This is a genomic window from Stutzerimonas stutzeri (assembly GCF_024448895.1).
Taxonomy (GTDB): Bacteria; Pseudomonadota; Gammaproteobacteria; order Pseudomonadales; family Pseudomonadaceae; genus Stutzerimonas; species Stutzerimonas stutzeri_Q.
On sequence record NZ_JAMOIC010000001.1, the window covers coordinates 412,358 to 429,342 of the forward strand.

The following is a 16,985-nucleotide window of genomic DNA, read 5'->3' on the forward strand; positions in this document are numbered from 1 at the left end:
CTACTGATCAGATCCGGCGTGCGTACCGCTTGAGCATGCTCGGGACGTCCAGGATCAGGGCTATACGCCCATCGCCGGTAATGGTCGCGCCGGACATGCCCGGGGTGCCCTGCAGCATCTTGCCCAACGGCTTGATCACGACCTCTTCCTGCCCAACCAGCTGATCGACGACGAAGCCGATGCTCTGATTGCCGACGTTCAGGATCACCACATGGCCTTCGCCTTGCTCCTCATGTTCGGCGCCCTGCACCAGCCAGCGCTTGAGATAGAACAACGGCAGCGCCTTGTCGCGGACGATGACCACTTCCTGACCGTCCACCACATTGGTACGCGACAGGTCGAGGTGAAAGATCTCGTTGACGCTGACCAGCGGGAAGGCAAAAGCCTGATTGCCCAGCATCACCATCAGGGTCGGCATGATTGCCAACGTGAGCGGCACCTTGATGACGACGCGCGAACCCTGACCCTTGTTAGAGAACACGTTGACCGTGCCGTTGAGCTGCGAAATCTTGGTCTTGACGACGTCCATGCCAACGCCGCGGCCGGATACGTCGGAAATCTCGGTTTTGGTCGAAAAACCCGGCGCAAAGATCAGGTTGTAGGAATCCAGGTCGCTCAGACGATCGGCAGCATCTTTGTCCAGCAAGCCCTTTTCGACCGCCTTGGCGCGCAGGACGTCTGCGTCCATGCCTTTGCCGTCATCGGTGATCAGCAACAGGATGTGGTCGCCTTCCTGCTCGGCTGACAATACGACTCGCCCCGTACGCGGCTTACCCGCCGCTTCGCGCTCTTCCGGCGTTTCGATACCGTGGTCGACCGCGTTGCGCACCAAGTGCACCAGCGGATCAGCCAAGGCTTCGACGAGGTTCTTGTCCAGGTCGGTTTCTTCGCCGACCAATTCCAGATTGATTTCTTTCTTGAGGCTGCGGGCCAAATCGCGAACCAGGCGCGGGAAGCGGCCGAACACCTTCTTGATCGGTTGCATGCGCGTCTTCATGACGGCGCTCTGCAAGTCGGCTGTCACTACATCGAGGTTCGACACCGCTTTGGCCATGGCTTCATCGGCGCTGTTGGAACCCAGACGCACCAGGCGATTACGCACGAGCACCAGTTCGCCAACCATGTTCATGATTTCATCGAGGCGCGCGGTGTCGACTCGGACAGTTGTCTCGGCTTCGCTCGCCGGCTTCTCAGGCGGCGGAGCGGCCTTGGACGATGCATCCGCTTTTGCGGGCGCGGCAACCGCCTTGCTCGGCACAGGCGCTGCGGCAGGTTTGGCTACAGCGGCCTTTTTCGCAGGAGGAGCCTGCACAGGCTTTGGAGCGGGCTCCGATGCAGCGGCTACAGGAGCGGCCACCTCAGGCTCGAACTTGCCTTTGCCATGCAGCTGATCAAGCAGTGCTTCGAATTCGTCATCGCTGATTTCATCGCCACCTGCACCAGCAGGCCTCTCAGCGGCTGCAGTGGGAGCTGGCGCAGCGGCAGCCGGTTCAACGAACTGACCCTTGCCATGGAGCTGATCGAGCAATGCCTCGAACTCGTCGTCGGTAATCTCGTCGCCGGCTGACTTGTCGGCCACTACCGCGTTGCTTGCAGCAGGTGCTGGAGCCGCGTCGGCAGCGAACTGCCCCTTACCGTGGAGCTGATCAAGCAGCGACTCGAACTCGTCGTCAGTGATCTCGTCAGCAGTACCAGCAGCCGAGGTCTCGGCGGACTGGTCCAGCGCGCCAAGAAACTGTTCGAATTCATTGTCAGCCGACGCCACTTCAGGCTCAGGCTCGGCAATGGTTTCAACGACAGAGTCTGCCCCTGCCGGTTCGGCCAGACGAGCCAGCGCAGCCAGCAATTCCGGAGTAGCCGGTGTCACCGCTGTACGCTCACGCACCTGGGTGAACATTTCGTTGACGGAATCCAGTGCCTGCAGCACGACATCCATCAACTCCGAGTCGACGCGACGCTCACCCTTGCGCAGGATGTCGAAGACGTTTTCGGCAATGTGGCAGCATTCGACCAGCTCATGCAGCTGGAGAAAACCGGCACCGCCTTTGACCGTGTGGAAACCGCGAAAAATCGCATTGAGCAACGCTGTGTCGTCGGGGCTGCTTTCCAGCTCCACCAGTTGCTCTGACAATAGTTCGAGAATCTCGCCGGCCTCTACCAGGAAGTCCTGGAGGATTTCTTCATCGGCGTCGAAGCTCATATTCACCTTCCCCTAAAAGCCCAGGCTCGAAAGCAGATCATCGACATCGTCTTGCCCGGATACGACATCCTCACGTATATCGGCATGCATCTGCGGACCTTCACCGTTGGAAGGTTCTTTTTCTTGTTTTTTCTTTTCCTGCTCGGCGCGCATTGCGTCGCGGTCGTGCTGGATACCCGCTACGCGGTCTACCTGGCCGGCCATAAGCACAAGATTGAGCAGATTGCTTTCGAGTTCGGTGATCAGACGGGTTACCCGCTTGATCACCTGCCCGGTCAGATCCTGAAAGTCCTGAGCCAGCATGATTTCGCTGAGATTCTGCGATAGCTGGGTGCCATCGTTCATGGTGCGCTGCAGAAACTGATCGATGCGTTTGACCAAATCACGGAACTGCTCCGCGTTCATGTCACGACGCATGAAACGCTGCCAATCGGCAGTGAGGCTCTGCGCCTCGTAACTCACGTAATTGACCAGGGGCGCCGATTCTTCAACCAGGTCCATGGTGCGGTTGGCCGCTTTCTCGGTCATCTCCACCACGTACGACAGCCGATCAGTCGCATCGGTGATCGGTGACGGATCACCCCCGGTGGCACAGGTATCCATCTCGAGCTTCACGATGGCGTTGTGCAGCTCACGGGTGAGCTTGCCAACTTCCAGGTAAATCCCGTGATTGCGCGCTTGATTGAGCTCATTGAACATCTGCGTCGCTTCGTCGAAACGACCCTGTTGCAGACTTTCAATCAATTGGGGTGCGTGAGCCTTCAGAGTTGCTTCGAACTCTGCCAGGCTTTGGTCTGGTTGCGTCATAGTGCCCTCGCGGCGGTACTGCTTCAGCCGTTGACGCGCTCGAAGATCTTTTCGATCTTCTCTTTGAGCACTTGAGCCGTGAATGGCTTGACCACGTATCCGTTAACGCCAGCCTGCGCCGCTTCGATGATCTGATCGCGCTTGGCTTCAGCGGTAACCATCAGCACCGGAAGATGCTTCAGGCGTTCATCGGCACGTACTGCGCGCAGCAGGTCGATGCCGCTCATGCCGGGCATGTTCCAGTCGGTGACGAGGAAATCGAAACTGCCGCTCTTGAGCATTGGCAGCGCGGTGGTGCCGTCATCTGCTTCGGCAGTGTTGGTAAATCCCAGATCGCGCAAGAGGTTCTTGATGATCCGTCTCATGGTCGAAAAGTCGTCGACGATGAGGATTTTCATGTTCTTGTCCAAGTACACCTCCGTAAATCACGAATCTCAGAACCTGCTCACGGTCTGTTGCGGGCCTCATGGATGAAGCTCGTAAGCGGCCTCTAATGCTTTTTGCAAAACCTGCCGTTATCGGGCCCGCCACTCACCAAGCCGAGCCCGCAGACGTGCTGCGCACTGACTGTGCAACTGACTGACCCGTGACTCGCTGACACCGAGTACCTGGCCGATTTCCTTCAAATTCAACTCTTCGTCGTAATACAGCGAAAGCACCAGTTTTTCACGTTCAGGCAGGTTGCTGATGGCCTCGGCCAGCGCCTGCTGAAAGCGCTCGTCCTCAAGATCGCGGGACGGTTCCGGATGGGTGCTGGCAGCATCCTCGTCGAATTCACCGTGCTCACCTTCCTGCAGCAAATCATCGAAGCTGAACAGGCGGCTACCCAGGGTGTCGCCCAGAATGCCGTAGTACTCATCGAGACTCAATTTAAGTTCGGCCGCAACTTCCTGATCTTTAGCGTCTCGACCGGTTTTAGCTTCGATTGCTCGAATTGCCTCGCTGACCATGCGTGAATTGCGATGCACGGAGCGCGGTGCCCAGTCACCCTTGCGGACCTCGTCGAGCATCGCGCCGCGAATACGGATACCTGCATAGGTCTCGAAACTCGCCCCTTTGCCTGCGTCGTATTTCTTTGACGCCTCCAGCAAGCCGATCATGCCGGCCTGCATCAGATCGTCGACCTGCACGCTCGCCGGCAAACGCGCCAGGAGGTGATAGGCGATTCGCTTGACCAAGGGTGCGTACTGGTCGATGAGCTGGTACTGCGAGTCTTTAGCCTGAGCTTTGCTGTTATACATACCGATTCCAGCCCGCTTATTGGTTAGGCTCTGCGGCGGGCCTGACCAGGCGCTCCACAAAGAACTCCAAATGACCGCGTGGCGATGCCGGCAGCGGCCAGGTGTCAACTTTCTGTGCGATGGCCTTGAATGCCAGCGAGCACTTGGCGCGCGGATAGGCCTCATACACGGCGCGCTGTTTCTGCACCGCCTTGCGCACCGCCTCGTCGTACGGAATGGCGCCGACGTATTGCAACGCAACGTCGAGGAAGCGTTCTGTCACCTTAGTCAATTTCGCGAACAAGTTGCGGCCTTCCTGCGGCGCATGCGCCATGTTCGCCAGTACGCGGAAGCGGCTGATGCCGTAATCGCGATTGAGCAACTTGATCAGCGCGTATGCATCGGTGATCGAGGTTGGCTCATCGGTAACCACGAGCAGCACTTCCTGAGCAGCACGCACGAAGCTCACGACACCGTCACCAATGCCCGCCGCGGTATCGATGATCAGCACGTCGATGTCGTTGCCGATATCACTGAATGCCTGGATCAACCCTGAGTGTTGCAGGGTGGATAGCTGCACCATGCTTTGGGTGCCGGAAGCTGCCGGCACGACGCGAATGCCGCCGGGCCCTGGAATAAGAACGTCACGCAGATCGCACTCGCCAGCGATAACGTCAGCCAAGGTGCGCTTGGTCGTCAGACCCAGCAGCACGTCGACGTTGGCCAGACCGAGGTCGGCATCCAGCAGCACGACCCGGCGTCCGAGTTCGGCCAGGGCCAGGGACAGATTGACCGACACGTTCGTCTTGCCAACACCGCCCTTGCCGCCAGTCACTGCAATAACCTGTACGGGATGAATACCCATTTTCTACACGCCTATCTCTTGCTTGAGCCCTAGGGCTATCGATGCGTTCAGCCAGAACGCGTCTTCTTTGTACCTGTCACGGAGCAAAGCGTTCATCCGGCTTTCCGAGAGGAACCGTTGTACAGACCGGCAAACATGTCGGCCATGGTTTCCTCGCTGGGATTCTCCTCGGTTTGCAAGCTCACTGCACGGCTGACCAGTTGGTGACTGCGCGGCAAATGCAGATCGTCCGGGATTCGCGGACCGTCGGCGAGGTAAGCGATGGGCAAATGCTGACTGATGGTCAGGCCAAGCACATCACCGAGGCTTCCAGCCTCATCCAGTTTAGTCAGAATGCAGCCCGCCAACCCGCACGGACGATAGTGATGCCAAGTCGCCTTGAGCACCTGGCTCTGGCTGGTAGCCGGCAGCACCAGATAGTTCTTCGCCCGGATGCCCCGCTCTGCCAGTGCTTCGAGCTGTATGCGCATCATCGGGTCGCTTGCTGGCAAGCCGGCAGTATCGACAAGAATCAGGCGCTTGCGGGCTACCGATTCCAGCGACTTGCTCAGCGGCTGGGTTGGATCGATCTGAATCACCGGCACGTCAAGAATACGACCCAGGGTCTTGAGCTGCTCCTGAGCACCAATGCGGTAGTTGTCCATGCTGGCCAGCGCAATGCTCTGCGGGCCGTGCTTGAGCACGTAGCGAGCAGCCAGCTTGGCTAGCGTGGTGGTCTTGCCAGCACCAGCCGGGCCGACCAGGGCAATCACACCGCCCTCGTCCAGCGGCTCAACCTTGGTGACCTTGATCGACTGCGCAAGGTATGCGAGCACCATGCGCCAGGCCTGACGGGGCTCGGATACGGTGGAAACCTTTTCCAGCAATGCGCGGGACAGTTCGGCCGGCAGACCGATGCGCTGCAAGCGACGCCAGAGGCCGGCTTGCTGAGGACGACGGCTCTGCTCATGGCCCCAGGCAATCGAGCCAAGCTGGACTTCGATCAGCTCACGCAAACCCTGCAATTCCGACTGCATCGCTTCGACGGCACGCGAGGAGTCGAACGATGAATTCTGCGTCGGAGCTGGCGCTGCGGCAGGCTTCTCAGGGCTCAGCTGGCGATCCTGACCAGCCGCACTGCGCGCCGGCGCACTCACTTCAGCGTGGGCACTGGCGATACGGGCCTGGGTCTTGCGCAGTTCGGCTTCAAGCTCCGCATTCGGCTGCTTGGCCGCTACCGGCTCCATCGGGTAATCAAGCACAGCGGTCAGCTCTACGCCGCCGGCAACACGACGGTTACCCGTAATCACGGCATCGGCGCCCAGCTCGTCACGAATCATCTTCATGGCGATACGCATGTCGGCTGCGAAGAAACGTTTGACCTGCATGGCCTGTTACCCTCAGTTAATTCTGACCCACCGTCGAAACGATGGTGACCTGCTTGTTATCCGGTATTTCCTGATAGGCCAGGACATGAATGTTGGGGACTGCCAGTCTGGCGAATCGCGACAACATCGCGCGGACCGGACCTGCCACCAGCAGAATCGCTGGCTTACCCATCATTTCTTGACGCTGTGCCGCATCTACCAGAGAACGTTGCAATTTCTCGGCCATTCCCGGCTCGAGAAGAATGCCATCTTCCGAACCTTGTCCTGCCTTCTGAAGACTGTTGAGCAATATCTGTTCCAACCTTGGCTCAAGGGTGATCACAGGCAGCTGCGGCTCAAGCCCCACAACGTTTTGCACGATTGCGCGGCACAGTGCCACGCGTACCGCAGCCACCATCGCGGCGGGATCTTGACTCTTGGCAGCTACGTTGGCGATGGCCTCGGCGATGGTGCGGATGTCACGTACCGGCACCTGCTCCTGAAGCAATGCCTGCAGCACCTTCAGCAGCGTCGACAGCGAAATCATCCCGGGCACCAGCTCTTCGGCCAGCTTTGGCGAGCTTTTGGCTAGCAGCTGCATCAGCTGCTGGACTTCTTCATGACCAAGCAGCTCGTGCGCATGCTTGTGGAGGACCTGGTTCAGGTGCGTCGCGACCACGGTGCTAGCATCGACCACCGTATAGCCGAGCGACTGTGCCTGATCTCGCTGGCTGGCCTCGATCCACACGGCTTCCAGACCGAATGCCGGGTCCTTGGCGGCGATTCCGTTGAGCGGGCCGAAAACCTGACCCGGGTTGATCGCCAGCTCGCGATCCGGATAGACCTCGGCCTCGGCGAGGCTCACCCCCATCAGCGTCAAGCGATAGGCGTTGGGCAGAAGATCGAGGTTGTCGCGAATGTGAACCGACGGCATCAGGAAGCCGAGATCCTGCGACAGCTTCTTGCGTACACCCTTGATCCGCGCCAGCAGCTGGCCACCCTGATTGCGGTCTACCAGCGGGATCAGCCGATAACCGACCTCCAGACCGACCATATCCACGGGCGTGACGTCATCCCAGCCCAGCTCTTTGGTTTCAGCGGTGCGCTGTGCAGGGAGTAGCTCCTGCTGCTTCTGCACCTCCTGCTCGGCTTGCTGCTTGACCTGCTTCTGACGGTGCCATATCCAGTATGCAGCGCCAGCGGCGGCACCACCGAGACCAAGAAAGGACATGTGGGGCATGCCAGGTACCAGGCCCATGGCGATCATGATGCCTGCCGAAACCGCCAGTGCTTTCGGCGATGCGAACATCTGACGGTTGATTTGCTGGCCCATGTCTTCGGAGCTGGTGACGCGGGTCACCATGATGGCTGCAGCGGTCGACAGCAACAGCGACGGGATCTGAGCGACGAGGCCGTCACCGATGGTCAGCAGTGCATATACCTGGCCGGCTTCACTGAAGCTCATCCCATGCTGAACCATACCAATGCCGACGCCACCAATCAGGTTGATGAACAGGATCAGCAGGCCGGCAATGGCATCGCCGCGCACGAACTTGCTGGCACCGTCCATGGAGCCGTAGAAGTCCGCTTCGGAGGCAACTTCGACACGGCGCAGCTTGGCTTCGGATTGATCGATCAATCCGGCGTTGAGGTCGGCGTCGATCGCCATCTGCTTGCCGGGCATCGCGTCAAGCGTGAATCGTGCACTGACTTCCGAAATACGCCCAGCGCCCTTGGTCACCACCACGAAGTTGATGATCATCAGGATCGCGAACACCACGATACCGACGACGTAGTTGCCGCCGATTACCACGTTACCGAAGGCTTCGATCACATGGCCGGCAGCCGAGCCGCCCTCGTGACCGTTGATCAATACAACCCGCGTCGACGCCACGTTCAGCGCCAGACGCATCAGGGTTGCCACCAGCAGGATCGTCGGGAACACGGCAAAGTCCAGCGGGCGCAGCGCGTATACGCTGACCAGCAGAACGACGATCGACAGAGCGATGTTGAAGGTAAACAGCAGATCCAGAAGGAACGGCGGCACCGACAACATCATCATGCCCATCATCACGAGCAACAGCAGTGGCACGCCGAGGTTGCCGCGCCCTGCGCCCGTCAGGCCATTGCGCATATTGATGAGTTGCGTGCGATCCACGTAGACCCCGACAGACAGAACCAAAGAATTGACGCAAGAAAGCGTCCTGCCAGGGCTATAGCAAGAAGGGGTCCAACTTTGAAACAGTGCTGCGCAGACGCGTCGGACGAGTGCCGACCACGTCGATTACGAACCGACGGCACCCCGGGTAGTCTCACGAGAGGCGTCGTCGTGGCGGCTCGATCGCCCGACAACTCATCTGGTGGCGCGACCGCCATGAACAGTCACAGGAGCTACCCATGAAACAGTGGATCATCGCGGCAATTGCCGGCTGCACGGTACTCGGCGTACAGGCCGAAACGCTGAACGTGAAGGTCAATTCGGTAAACGCCCAAGGCGTTGGCGAATCCGTTGGCACGGTCAAGATCGAAACCAACGAATACGGGCTGGTCTTCCGCCCCGAGCTGTCAGGCCTCGAACCCGGCACCCACGGCTTCCACATCCATGCCAAGGGCAGCTGTGGCCCCGAGGACAAGGACGGCAAGCCAGTTCCCGCGGGGGCAGCAGGTGGCCATTGGGATCCAAAGAACACCGGCAAGCACGACGAGCCGTGGGGCGACGGCCACATGGGTGATCTCCCGGCACTGATGGTTGGCAGCGACGGCAAAGCCGCTCAACCTGTTCTGGCGCCACGCCTGAAAAGCCTTGGCGACATCAAGGGCCTGGCATTGATGGTCCACAAGGGCGGTGATAACCACTCCGACCACCCTGAGCCGCTCGGTGGCGGGGGCGCTCGGGTTGCCTGTGGTCTGATCGAGTAAATCGGGCGTACCGATGAAAACGTGGGCGGTTAACGGGCGGGGTAGCGTGCGACTGATTCGCACGCAGTGGGTTTAGCCCTGCCCTGCCGTTTATGCGGAGCGGACTGTCCCGCCCCGCTCTACCACTTCCTGACCGCAGCGACGATTTATTCATCCGCCGTTATGACGACTGCATAACGCTCTAGCGCCTTTCACTCATCCCTGCGAAGGTCTGGCGGAATCGGCAGATTGTTCAGAGGGTCGGGGCGCTTGCCTTTACCGGTTCGATACTGGCGCAGCTGATAGACATAGGCCAGCACCTGCGCCACTGCGAGATACAGCCCCGCCGGGATTTCCCGATCCAGTTCAGTCGAGTAGTACACCGCCCGCGCCAGAGCCGGCGATTCGAGCACGGTAACCTGATGCTCATTGGCGATTTCGCGGATCTTCAACGCAACGAAGTCGCCACCCTTGGCCACCAACATTGGCGCTCCGCCCTTGCTGCCGTCGTATTTCAGCGCCACGGCGAAGTGGGTCGGGTTGGTGATGACCACATCGGCCTCCGGCACGGCCTGCATCATCCGGCGCTGAGCCGCGTCGCGTTGCAGCTGCCGGATCCGCGACTTGACCTCGGGCTTGCCCTCGCTGTCCTTGTATTCGTCGCGTACTTCCTGCTTGGTCATCATCAGCTTCTGCTTGTTACTCCAGAGCTGGAAGGGCACGTCGGCGACGGCGATGAGAATCAGCCCGCAGGCCATCCACAAAGCGCACCAGCCCACCACCTCGGCGCTGTGCATGATGGCCAGATCTAGAGGCTGCTTGGCGATAGAGAGAAGGTCATCCTGATAGGCACTGAGTACTGCCAGCGCCACCGCGAGGACTACCAGAAACTTGCCTAATGCCTTGAGCAGCTCCACCAGTGCATGAGTTGAGAACATCCGCTTCAAGCCAGGACCAGGGTTCATGCGGCTGAACTTGGGCGCCATTGACTTGGCCGAGAACAGCCAGCCGCCGAGGGATATCGGCCCGATGATGGACACGATCAGGAGCACGATGAGCAGCGGCATGATGGCTTCAAGCGCGATCATGCCGCTGCTCATCAACAGCCGTACCATGGCCGATTCGTCGAGCACGGTTTCGCGGCTCAGCTCGAAACCACCCTGCATCATCGCCATCAGACTGCCCGCCAGGCTGCCGCCCGAAGCGAGCAACCCGCCGATACCACCAAGCGTCACCGCCACCGTATTCAGCTCTTTGGAGCGAGCCAGCTGGCCCTTCTCCCGCGATTCGCGAATACGTTTCTCGGTGGGTTCCTCGCTTTTGTCGGCGCCACTTTCGCTCTCAGCCATGGTTGGCCTCCGGCAGCAGTAAGGAAGGTATAGGCATCAGCGTAGACCGATCAGCTCGCGCAGCATCGCCAGCGCTTCGCTGACGAAAATCTGGTACTGGGCAAGGATGTCGGCCATCCCGATCCATACGATGATCAGGCCAAGCACCAGTGTGAGCGGAAAGCCGATCGAGAAAATATTCAACTGCGGTGCCGCGCGCGTCATCAGGCCAAAGGCCACGTTGACCACAAGCAACGCAGTGATCGCCGGCAACACCAACAACAACCCGGCGCCCAGCACCCAGCCAAGTTTGCCAGCGACTTCCCAGAAGTGATTGGTGCCGACCAGCCAGCCGCCAATCGGCAGCGTGGTGAAGCTTTCAGTGAGAATCTCCAGCACGACGAGATGCCCGTTGATGGCGAAAAACAGCAGGATCACCAGCATGTTGAAGAATTGGCCAATCACTGGCACCGAGACGCCGTTAGCCGGATCGATCATCGATGCAAAGCCCAACCCCATCTGCATGGCAAGTAGCTGCCCCGAGACGATGAACACCTGAAAGAACAGCTGAAGCACGAACCCCAGCATCACCCCGACCAGGATCTGCTCGGCAATCAGCACCAGCGCCTGCGCGCTCAGCGCGTCCACCACTGGTACAGGCGGCAACCCCGGGACCAACACTACGGCGATCGCGACCGCCAGGTACAAGCGAACCCGCATCGGCACCAGTTGAGTCCCGATGATCGGCATGCTCATCAGCAATGCCGCGATGCGAAACAGGGGCAACAGAAACTGCGCAACCCAGCCGCCAATCTGCGCATCGCTGAGATCAAGCACTGGCGCGTGCCCTGCGCAAGAAAAGGGTCATGATCGTTACCCGATGATCATCGGGATGTTCTGAATCAGGCCTTCGGTGTACTCCATCAGCTCGCGGACCAGCCAGGGTCCGGCCCAGATCAGCGTCATCAGCATCACCAGCAGGCGCGGCAGAAAGCTCAGTGTCTGCTCGTTGATCTGGGTAGCCGCCTGAAACATCGCCACGACCAGACCGACCAGCAGGCTCGGCACCACCAGCACACCGACGATCATGGCCGTCATCCAGAGGCTTTCACGAAACAGATCAACCGCGACTTCGGGTGTCATGCGTGTCTCCCTTGCTCCGCTAAAGCGTGCCGAAACTGCTGGCGAGCGTACCGATGATCAGGCCCCAGCCATCGACCAGCACGAACAGCATGATCTTGAACGGCAGCGAAATGATCAGCGGCGAAAGCATCATCATGCCCATCGCCATCAGTACGCTGGCAACGACCATGTCGATGATCAGGAACGGAATGAAGATCATGAAGCCGATCTGGAACGCCGTTTTCAGCTCGGAGGTGACGAATGCGGGAACCAGAATGGTCAGCGGCGCGGCATCCGGCGTAAGGATATCGGTCCGGCGAGACAGGCGTACGAACAGCTCCAGGTCGCTTTCGCGGGTCTGCGCCAGCATGAAGTTCTTCAGTGGGACCTCCGCCCGAGCAATCGCATCCGGCGCGGATAACTGCTCGTTCAGATAGGGCTGGACGGCCTCATTGTTAATCCGCTCGAACACCGGGGCCATGATGAACAGCGTCAGAAAAATGGTCAGCCCGACGAGAATCTGGTTAGACGGAGTTTGCTGCAGGCCCAGCGCCTGCCGCAGGATGGAAAACACGATGATGATCCGCGTGAAGCTGGTCATCAGCATGACGAACGCCGGGATAAAGCTAAGCGCGGTCATGATCAGCAAAATCTGAAGGCTGACCGAATATTCCTGCTGCCCTTCGGCGTCGGTGCTCAGAGTGATCGCCGGTATCGACAGCGGATTGTCACCCTGCATGATCAGCCCACCGGCGTCCTGACCCACGGCAAACGGAGCGGCCAGCACCAGCAGGACCGCCAGCAACAATCGAAGCATCAGGGCTTGTCCTTCTGGTCCCGGCCAAGCAGCTCCATCAGGCGCTGGGCAAACTCCGGATTGGCAGGCTCGGCGTCCGGCAGATGCACCGGCTCCTTGAGTACATGCAGCGGTGTAATGCGACCAGCACTCAACCCAAGCAGCACCTGCTCACTTCCGACCTGCACCAGCACCAGTCGATCGCGAGGGCCCAGCGCGTGGCTGGAGATCAGTTTGATCGCCTGATTGCTGCGCGGGTTGATCTGCTGCATTCGCCGCAGCAGCCAGGCCAGCACGAAGATCAGACCGATCACCAGCAACAGGCCGAACAGCAGCTTGGTCATCTGCGTGCCCATCCCGGTACTGCTCATGTTTGCCGCGGGCTCGGCAGCCACTGCCGGCAGGGCCAGCAGCAGCGGGAGGAAAGCCAGAATTCGCATATCAGCGCAACTTCTTGATGCGTTCGCTAGGACTGATTACGTCCGTCAAACGAATGCCGAACTTCTCGTTCACCACCACCACTTCACCGTGGGCGATCAGGGTGCCGTTGACCAGTACATCGAGCGGCTCGCCCGCAAGACGGTCGAGTTCGACTACGGAGCCCTGGTTGAGCTGCAAGAGATTACGGATGCTGATCTCGGTGCTTCCGACCTCCATCGAGATCGAAACCGGGATGTCCAGAATCACGTCCAGATTCGGCCCTTCGAGTCCGGCCTGAATCGGCGCGCCCTTGGGGCTACTGCCAAACTCTTCCAGCGGCGCGCGGGGCGGCGATGGTGCCGAAGCCGGGCCTTGATTCAACAGGGCGTCGATATCGTCCTGATCGGCATCACCCGCCTCGGCCAGTGCCGAAGCCCATTCATCGGCCAGCGCCTGCTCTTCAGGGGATGTGTTTTCGTAATCGTCTGCCATCGCTAATCCTCGACCGGCTGGTAATTGAATATGGGCTGAATCAACGAGGCCGCATGACCGACTCGACCACCTGCAGGGCCAGGTTGCCCTTGTGTGCCCCGAGCTTGACCTTGAAGGTCGGCATGCCGTTGGCGCGCATGATCATGTCGTCTGGCATTTCCACCGGAATAACATCGCCCGGCTGCATGTTCAGGATGTCGCGCAGCTTGAGCTGACGCCGCACGACCGTCGAACTGAGCGGCACTTTTACGTCCAGCACGTCCTCACGCAGCGCGTTGACCCAGCGCTCGTCCTGATCGCTGACGTCCGACTGGAAACCGGCGTCGAGCATTTCGCGGATCGGCTCGATCATCGAGTACGGCATGGTCACGTGGAAATCCCCGCCACCGCTTTCCAACTCGATGTGGAAGGTGGACACCACCACCACTTCGCTGGGGCTGACGATGTTGGCAAGGGCCGGGTTCACTTCCGAATGCACGTACTCGAAGTTGACGTCCAGTACTGCGTGCCAGGCTTCCTTCAGATCGACAAAGGCCTGATCCAGCACCATCCGCACCACGCGCAGCTCGGTGGGCGTGAACTCTCGCCCTTCGATCTTGGCGTGGCGCCCGTCGCCACCAAAGAAGTTGTCCACCAGTTTGAACACCAGTTTGGCGTCTAGGATGAACAACGAAGTGCCGCGCAGCGGCTTGATCTTGACCAGATTTAGGCTGGTCGGCACATACAGCGAGTGGACGTACTCGCCAAATTTCATCACCTGAACGCCGCCGACCGAGACATCAGCAGAGCGACGCAGCAGGTTGAACATGCTGATACGGGTGTAACGGGCAAAACGCTCGTTGACCATCTCCAGCGTAGGCATACGCCCGCGGACGATACGGTCCTGGCTGGTCAGGTCGTAACTCTTGATGCTGCCCGGTTCGGCGTCGCTGTCGGTATCGACCAGACCGTCGTCGACTCCATGCAGGAGCGCATCGATCTCGTCTTGCGAGAGCAGGTCTTGAACAGCCATCTACAACGACCCCTATTGCAATACGAAGTTGGTGAACAGTACTTGCTCGATCGCGAGCTTGCCGATTTCCTTTTGTGCCAGTTCCTGAACACTAGCCGTTGCCTCCTGGCGAAGCATCTCCTGACCGACCGGCGTTGTAAGGCTGGCAAAATCCTGGCTGGAAAACAGCATGACCAGTTGATTGCGTAACAGAGGCATGTGTTCCTTCAGTCCGTCCAGCGCAGCCTGATCGCGTGACATCAACGCGACGCTTACCTGCATGTAGCGCTGGCGACCGCCGGTGTTGGGGAAGTTGACTATGAAGGCCGGCGCCAGCACTTCGTAAATCGCCGCCTGTCGCTGAGGTGCAGCTTGCGCATCGGCAGCTTCATCGGCCGGTGGTTTCTCGCCGCCTCGGGACATGAAGTAGAAAGTCCCGCCGACAGACAGCCCGACCGCCAACAGCAAGCCAATAACGATGAAGATGATCAGTTTAAGCTTGCCCTTCCCACCGGCCTCAGCCCCAGGACTCGGTACGTCTGGAGGTCCCTGTTTCTTCGCCATGCCAAATATCCGTCATATCGAGGGTTTTCACTCGCATCAAAACGTTACGAGCAACTGCTGTGCCAAAGTATCGGTCAGGGAGGGAGCGGCGTAAACGATTGCCATACGCCGTGTTTGATAAGCGGACGAACAGTCCCCGCGCTGCGCGGTGCCGCCAACAAAAAACCGGGCGCGAAGCCCGGTTTCGATAAGCCGCCCGGCATCAGGCGTAATAGTCCACCAGACCGCGGTCGCCTCCCATGCGTCCGGTGTTTATCTCCATCGTTCCTTGAACGATTTCCTCATCCCCAGCATCCGACCCGCCGGCAACACCGCGACCGCGCCGCTCACTGCCTTCGTTGCTCCAGCCCCGGGACTGGTCCGATACGTTCACGTCCATGCTCATGCCCTGTTGAGCGAAGCTGTCGCGCAGTCGCTGCATCTGGCCTTCCAGCGCATCACGCACGTTCGCATGCGGGCTCATGAAGGTGACCTGAGTCTGATCCTTGTTCATGTCGATCCGAACCTCCATACGACCAAGCTCCGCGGGATCGAGCTGGATCTCGGCTGACTTGAGGTTCTGGCTGGATAACCACATCACGCGATCGACCACCGCTTCGGTCCAGCCGGATTGCTGCATCTGGACCGGCTGCCCGGGCACCACCGGCGGCTTCTGAATCTGCTGCGCCTGATTCTGCTGGGCGATGGCCTGAGTCAAAGGATTGAGTCGGTTGATCGCAGCATCAGCGGCGCTCGTACGGTTTTCCTTGGGCGCGTCCAGCTTCTCAAGCAGCTCGCCGAAGCCCTCTTCGAGGGTGCTTTCGTCTGACTCTTCGCTGAGCTCCTCGCCGAGCAGGCTGGCCGAGAGCGTCTCCTGGGTTTCCAGAGACGCCTCGTCTGGCGGCAGCAAGCTTGCAAATGGGCTCTTCTGAGTGGCCGATTGCATGTCCAGCTTCTGCTGTCCGGTTAGCGGTGTCTCGCCTTCGGCTTCCATGTCGCCTTCAATCGCTACCTGCGGAAGAGCCAGACCAGCCAGAAACTCGTCGCCTGTCGGCGGCAGATCGGATGGCAGCTCCTTGCTGGCCTCACCCAGTCCACCCATGCCAAACAGCAGCAGTGGATCAAGCTCGACTTCGGGGTTCGCGATCTCGTTGTCCAGCGCCTCTGCCTCGACGGGCAAGTCTTTGCCGGGCTCGCTGGCAACCGGCTTGTCGGTGCCGATTGCCTTGTCGGTTTCCTGACTCGGCTTCTCGCCGACTGGCTTGTCCCGGCTCGGCTTGGTCGACGCGCTTTGAGCCTCGGCAGGCTTACCCTGGCGCTCTTTGGCGTAGACGTTGGCAAAGCTGGACGCCCCGTCTTTACTGGGCTGAGAGGCTGCTTTAGGGGCGGCGTTCGCCGCCTTGGCGGCTGCAGTCGGGGCCTTGATGTTGAGCAACAGATCGGGGGAAACGGCCATGGATCTTTCCGCTGAGAATGGGATCGTGCAGATCCCTAAGCAAACTCCAGGCCATCGACGCAGCGCTGATGATTAGCGAGCTCTAATGAGGGGCAAAACGCCAGAGCCGAATGCCACGCCTGACCGGCAGCAATCAGCTGGATGCGCTCCAGCGCTGGCGTTCGGCACGATAGAGAATGCGCACGATGGCAAACTCCCTTTCGATGCGCTCGATCAGCTCCGGGGCTTCATCGAGCCGTTCACGCCGGGCCATCTCCTCCATCTCGCGACAAAGTTCTGCCAGCAGCGTCGCGCCCATGTTGCTGCAGCTCCCCTTGAAGCTATGCGCCGCCTGACGCAGCTTTTCCGCTTCGCCGCTCTGACAGGCACTCTGCAGCAGGCGCAGCCGCTCTTCAGAGTCGACGAGAAAAGTGTCCAGCAGCACCGGATACTCCGACTCCATCACGTCCTGAAGCGTCGCCAGCACGTCGCTGTCCAGATGATCGGCCACGGAAAGGCTCC

18 protein-coding genes are annotated in these 16,985 nt (G+C 59.8%); 1 reads left to right on the plus strand and 17 read right to left on the minus strand.

Annotation, left to right across the window (positions count from 1 at the left end; all coding sequences use genetic code 11):
* Positions 1–7 precede the first annotated feature (7 nt).
* The 7 genes from NA619_RS01880 to flhA form a co-directional block, all read right to left on the minus strand.
* The gene (locus NA619_RS01880) at positions 8–2,200 is read right to left on the minus strand and encodes a chemotaxis protein CheA (RefSeq protein WP_255959369.1); all 2,193 of its coding nucleotides are present in this window, start codon (positions 2,198–2,200) and stop codon (positions 8–10) included.
* 12 nt (positions 2,201–2,212) lie between these two features.
* Positions 2,213–3,007, minus strand: a complete 795-nt coding sequence (locus NA619_RS01885) for a protein phosphatase CheZ (RefSeq protein WP_255959371.1) — start codon at positions 3,005–3,007, stop codon at positions 2,213–2,215.
* 23 nt (positions 3,008–3,030) lie between these two features.
* On the minus strand, positions 3,031–3,405 hold the full coding sequence (locus NA619_RS01890; RefSeq protein WP_172830728.1) for a chemotaxis response regulator CheY: 375 nt from the start codon (positions 3,403–3,405) through the stop codon (positions 3,031–3,033).
* Positions 3,406–3,522: 117 nt separating this feature from the next.
* Positions 3,523–4,248 (minus strand): RNA polymerase sigma factor FliA, encoded by a 726-nt coding sequence (gene fliA, locus NA619_RS01895; protein ID WP_255959373.1) that lies wholly within the window; start codon positions 4,246–4,248, stop codon positions 3,523–3,525.
* Between the two features lie 16 nt (positions 4,249–4,264).
* Positions 4,265–5,092: a flagellar synthesis regulator FleN gene (gene fleN, locus NA619_RS01900; RefSeq protein WP_255959375.1), complete on the minus strand. Its 828-nt coding sequence runs from the start codon at positions 5,090–5,092 to the stop codon at positions 4,265–4,267.
* Positions 5,093–5,184: 92 nt separating this feature from the next.
* Positions 5,185–6,459 carry a flagellar biosynthesis protein FlhF gene (flhF, locus tag NA619_RS01905; RefSeq protein ID WP_255959377.1) on the minus strand — a complete coding sequence of 425 codons (1,275 nt, stop codon included), beginning with the start codon at positions 6,457–6,459 and terminating at the stop codon, positions 5,185–5,187.
* Positions 6,460–6,475: 16 nt separating this feature from the next.
* Positions 6,476–8,596: a flagellar biosynthesis protein FlhA gene (flhA, locus tag NA619_RS01910; RefSeq protein ID WP_255959379.1), complete on the minus strand. Its 2,121-nt coding sequence runs from the start codon at positions 8,594–8,596 to the stop codon at positions 6,476–6,478.
* A 239-nt stretch (positions 8,597–8,835) separates the two neighbouring features.
* Between flhA and sodC the strand changes: the two genes are divergently transcribed.
* Positions 8,836–9,357 carry a superoxide dismutase [Cu-Zn] SodC gene (sodC, locus tag NA619_RS01915; RefSeq protein WP_255959381.1) on the plus strand — a complete coding sequence of 174 codons (522 nt, stop codon included), beginning with the start codon at positions 8,836–8,838 and terminating at the stop codon, positions 9,355–9,357.
* Between the two features lie 191 nt (positions 9,358–9,548).
* On the opposite strand, the gene flhB is transcribed toward sodC, so the two are convergent.
* The 10 genes from flhB to NA619_RS01965 all read right to left on the minus strand — a co-directional run bounded on the left by flhB (position 9,549) and on the right by NA619_RS01965 (position 16,926).
* Positions 9,549–10,685, minus strand: coding sequence for a flagellar biosynthesis protein FlhB (gene flhB, locus NA619_RS01920; protein ID WP_255959383.1), 1,137 nt, complete (start codon positions 10,683–10,685; stop codon positions 9,549–9,551).
* 36 nt (positions 10,686–10,721) lie between these two features.
* The gene (fliR, locus tag NA619_RS01925) at positions 10,722–11,501 is read right to left on the minus strand and encodes a flagellar biosynthetic protein FliR (protein WP_255959385.1); all 780 of its coding nucleotides are present in this window, start codon (positions 11,499–11,501) and stop codon (positions 10,722–10,724) included.
* Positions 11,502–11,537: 36 nt separating this feature from the next.
* Positions 11,538–11,807 carry a flagellar biosynthesis protein FliQ gene (fliQ, locus tag NA619_RS01930; RefSeq protein WP_255959387.1) on the minus strand — a complete coding sequence of 90 codons (270 nt, stop codon included), beginning with the start codon at positions 11,805–11,807 and terminating at the stop codon, positions 11,538–11,540.
* Between the two features lie 19 nt (positions 11,808–11,826).
* Positions 11,827–12,603: a flagellar type III secretion system pore protein FliP gene (fliP, locus tag NA619_RS01935; protein WP_255959389.1), complete on the minus strand. Its 777-nt coding sequence runs from the start codon at positions 12,601–12,603 to the stop codon at positions 11,827–11,829.
* Positions 12,603–13,022, minus strand: coding sequence for a flagellar biosynthetic protein FliO (gene fliO / locus NA619_RS01940; protein ID WP_255959392.1), 420 nt, complete (start codon positions 13,020–13,022; stop codon positions 12,603–12,605). The genes fliP and fliO overlap by 1 nt, the downstream gene beginning before the upstream one ends.
* Before the next feature lies 1 nt (position 13,023).
* The gene (gene fliN / locus NA619_RS01945; RefSeq protein WP_255959394.1) at positions 13,024–13,494 is read right to left on the minus strand and encodes a flagellar motor switch protein FliN; all 471 of its coding nucleotides are present in this window, start codon (positions 13,492–13,494) and stop codon (positions 13,024–13,026) included.
* A gap of 40 nt (positions 13,495–13,534) precedes the next feature.
* Complete coding sequence (gene fliM, locus NA619_RS01950; protein ID WP_255959396.1) at positions 13,535–14,506, minus strand: flagellar motor switch protein FliM; 972 nt, start codon at positions 14,504–14,506, stop codon at positions 13,535–13,537.
* A gap of 12 nt (positions 14,507–14,518) precedes the next feature.
* Complete coding sequence (gene fliL / locus NA619_RS01955) at positions 14,519–15,049, minus strand: flagellar basal body-associated protein FliL (RefSeq protein WP_255959397.1); 531 nt, start codon at positions 15,047–15,049, stop codon at positions 14,519–14,521.
* A gap of 202 nt (positions 15,050–15,251) precedes the next feature.
* Entirely contained in the window at positions 15,252–16,484 is a 1,233-nt protein-coding gene (locus NA619_RS01960; RefSeq protein WP_255959398.1) for a flagellar hook-length control protein FliK, read from the minus strand.
* A gap of 133 nt (positions 16,485–16,617) precedes the next feature.
* Entirely contained in the window at positions 16,618–16,926 is a 309-nt protein-coding gene (locus NA619_RS01965) for an Hpt domain-containing protein (protein WP_423836789.1), read from the minus strand.
* Positions 16,927–16,985 lie beyond the last annotated feature (59 nt).

Coding starts and splice junctions, on each gene's coding strand:
- flhB (WP_255959383.1), bottom strand. CDS start 10,685: ATGGCTGAGAGCGAAAGTGGCGCCGACAAAAGCGAGGAACCCACCGAG.
- NA619_RS01890 (WP_172830728.1), bottom strand. CDS start 3,405: ATGAAAATCCTCATCGTCGACGACTTTTCGACCATGAGACGGATCATC.
- fliQ (WP_255959387.1), bottom strand. CDS start 11,807: ATGACACCCGAAGTCGCGGTTGATCTGTTTCGTGAAAGCCTCTGGATG.
- NA619_RS01885 (WP_255959371.1), bottom strand. CDS start 3,007: ATGACGCAACCAGACCAAAGCCTGGCAGAGTTCGAAGCAACTCTGAAG.
- fliN (WP_255959394.1), bottom strand. CDS start 13,494: ATGGCAGACGATTACGAAAACACATCCCCTGAAGAGCAGGCGCTGGCC.
- fliO (WP_255959392.1), bottom strand. CDS start 13,022: ATGCGAATTCTGGCTTTCCTCCCGCTGCTGCTGGCCCTGCCGGCAGTG.
- fliM (WP_255959396.1), bottom strand. CDS start 14,506: ATGGCTGTTCAAGACCTGCTCTCGCAAGACGAGATCGATGCGCTCCTG.
- sodC (WP_255959381.1), top strand. CDS start 8,836: ATGAAACAGTGGATCATCGCGGCAATTGCCGGCTGCACGGTACTCGGC.
- fleN (WP_255959375.1), bottom strand. CDS start 5,092: ATGGGTATTCATCCCGTACAGGTTATTGCAGTGACTGGCGGCAAGGGC.
- NA619_RS01880 (WP_255959369.1), bottom strand. CDS start 2,200: ATGAGCTTCGACGCCGATGAAGAAATCCTCCAGGACTTCCTGGTAGAG.
- NA619_RS01965 (WP_423836789.1), bottom strand. CDS start 16,926: ATGGAGTCGGAGTATCCGGTGCTGCTGGACACTTTTCTCGTCGACTCT.
- fliL (WP_255959397.1), bottom strand. CDS start 15,049: ATGGCGAAGAAACAGGGACCTCCAGACGTACCGAGTCCTGGGGCTGAG.
- NA619_RS01960 (WP_255959398.1), bottom strand. CDS start 16,484: ATGGCCGTTTCCCCCGATCTGTTGCTCAACATCAAGGCCCCGACTGCA.
- fliP (WP_255959389.1), bottom strand. CDS start 12,603: ATGCTTCGATTGTTGCTGGCGGTCCTGCTGGTGCTGGCCGCTCCGTTT.
- fliA (WP_255959373.1), bottom strand. CDS start 4,248: ATGTATAACAGCAAAGCTCAGGCTAAAGACTCGCAGTACCAGCTCATC.
- flhF (WP_255959377.1), bottom strand. CDS start 6,459: ATGCAGGTCAAACGTTTCTTCGCAGCCGACATGCGTATCGCCATGAAG.